General features: G+C 70.3%; 3 protein-coding genes. All 3 read left to right on the top strand.

Features of this window, described 5'->3' with window-relative positions:
• Positions 1-733, top strand: a 733-nt coding sequence (dctP, locus tag ACRWK7_RS26400) for a TRAP transporter substrate-binding protein DctP (protein WP_431859372.1), incomplete at its 5' end; no start/stop codon positions are given.
• The gene (locus tag ACRWK7_RS26395) at positions 733-1,293 is read left to right on the top strand and encodes a TRAP transporter small permease (RefSeq protein ID WP_431859370.1); all 561 of its coding nucleotides are present in this window, start codon (positions 733-735) and stop codon (positions 1,291-1,293) included. The genes dctP and ACRWK7_RS26395, both read left to right, overlap by 1 nt.
• On the top strand, positions 1,293-2,064 hold a 772-nt coding region (locus tag ACRWK7_RS26390), incomplete at its 3' end, for a TRAP transporter large permease (RefSeq protein WP_431859368.1). The genes ACRWK7_RS26395 and ACRWK7_RS26390, both read left to right, overlap by 1 nt.

The following is a 2,064-nucleotide window of genomic DNA, read 5'->3' as shown; positions in this document are numbered from 1 at the left end:
GCTCTACCCGATGCCCTACGCCGGCGGCGAGGTGCCGGAGACCAACCTCGGCCTCATGCCGTGCCTGGTCACCAGCTACGAGCAGGGCATGAAGTGGAAGAAGGCGGAAATCGGCCGGGAGCTGACCCGCATCCTGGAATCCAAGGGCATCGTGCTGCTGAGCTGGGTCTGGCAGTCGGGCAGTACCGCGTCGCGCGGCGGCCCGGTGGTCGAGCCGGACGACGTCAAGGGCCTGAAGGTGCGCGGCGGCTCGCGCGAGATGGACATGATGCTGAAGGCCGCCGGCGCCGCGGTCAGCACCATCCCGTCGAACGAACTCTATGCGGGCATGCAGACCGGCGCGGTGGACGCCGCCATCACCTCGGCGACCAGCCTGATCTCCTTCAAGCTGGAGGAGCTGTCGAAGAACCTCACGGTCGGCCGGCAGGGCAGCTACTGGTTCATGCTGGAGCCGCTGATGATGTCGAAGCAGATCTTCGACGCGCTGCCCGCCGACCAGCAGAAGGTGCTGGTGCAGGTCGGCGAGGACATCGAGGCGTTCGGCTACGAGCAGGCGCGCGCCGACGACGCCCGCATCTCCGAGATCTACGGCAAGGCCGGGGTCAAGGTGCAGGAGATGTCGGCGGCCACCGTCGGCCGCTGGCGCGACATCGCCCGCGAGACCGCCTGGAAGGACTTCGCCGAGCGCACCAAGGACGGCGCCCGCCTGCTGAAGCTGGCGGAGTCCGTCTGATGTCCACCGCCGAACGGAACCTGGTGATCGAGGCGGCGGCCCGGCCGGTGCAGCGGGCGCCGGGTCTCCGCGTGGTGGGGGCGCTGCTGGACGTGGTGAACCGGGTGGTGGTGGTGGTGTCGGCCATCGCGCTGGTGGTCGCCGGCGTGGTGCTGACCCATGAGGCGGTCGTCCGCTACGTCTTCCGCCACCCGGCGGACTGGCAGGACGAGATGGCGGTGTTCCTGCTGGTCGGCGCCACCTTCATGTCGGCCGCCTGGGTGCAGGCCCGGCGCGGCCACGTCGCCATCGACGCGGTGGCGGAGCTGCTGCCGGCCGGCGTCGACCGGGTGCGCCGCTTCCTTGCCGACATCGCCTCGCTGGCCTTCTGCGCCTTCTTCGCCTGGAAGTCCTGGGCGCTGTTCCACGAGGCGTGGGAGGACGGCATGGTCACCCAGTCCACCTGGGCGCCGCCCCTGTGGATCCCGTACTCGGTCATGTCGCTCGGCATGACGCTGCTGTCGCTGCAGATGCTGCTGCAGATCCTCGACTCGCTGCTCGGCAGCCGGGAGGAGGCGTGATGGGCGCGCTGGAACTCGGCCTGCTGTACGGCGCCGCGACGCTGGGCATCCTGTTCACCGGCATCCCCATCGCCTTCGCGCTGGGGCTGGTGGCGCTGATCTTCATGTGGATCTTCATGCCGGCGGCGTCGCTCGACACCATCGCGCAGAACGTCTACGAGGAGATGGCGAGCATCACGCTGCTGACCATCCCGCTGTTCATCCTGAAGGGTGCGGCCATCGGCAAGTCGCGCGCCGGCGCCGACCTCTACGAGGCGCTGCACGCCTGGCTGCATAAGGTGCCGGGCGGGCTGGGCGTCGCCAACGTCTTCGCCTGCGGCCTGTTCGCCGCCATGGCCGGCTCCAGCCCCGCCACCTGCTCGGCCATCGGCTCCGCCGGCATCCCGGAGATGCGGCGGCGCGGCTATTCCGGCGGCTTCGCCTCGGGGATCATCGCGGCCGGTGGGACGCTGGGCATCCTGCTGCCACCGTCGATCACCATGATCCTCTACGCCGTCGCCGCCGAGCAGTCGCTGGGCCGGCTGTTCCTCGCCGGCATCGGCCCCGGCCTGCTGCTGGTGGCGCTGTTCGCCGTCTACGCCGTGGTCCGGTTCCGCCAGGAGAAGGCCGCCGCCGGCCCGGACTCGCCGCTCCTGAAGAAGGAGTCCTTCACGACGCGCGAGAAGCTGTCGACGCTGCCGCGGGTGCTGCCGTTCGTCATCCTGCTGACCGGCGTCATGGTGGCGCTGTACGGCGGCTTCGCCACGCCGTCGGAGACCGCCGGCCTGGGCG

Source organism: Azospirillum sp. (genome assembly GCF_050789165.1).
This window is presented reverse-complemented; position numbering and strand designations above follow the sequence as displayed.

Bases quoted from the DNA above. Each gene is read 5' to 3' on its own strand.
- ACRWK7_RS26395 (WP_431859370.1), top strand. From the start codon at position 733: ATGTCCACCGCCGAACGGAACCTGGTGATCGAGGCGGCGGCCCGGCCG.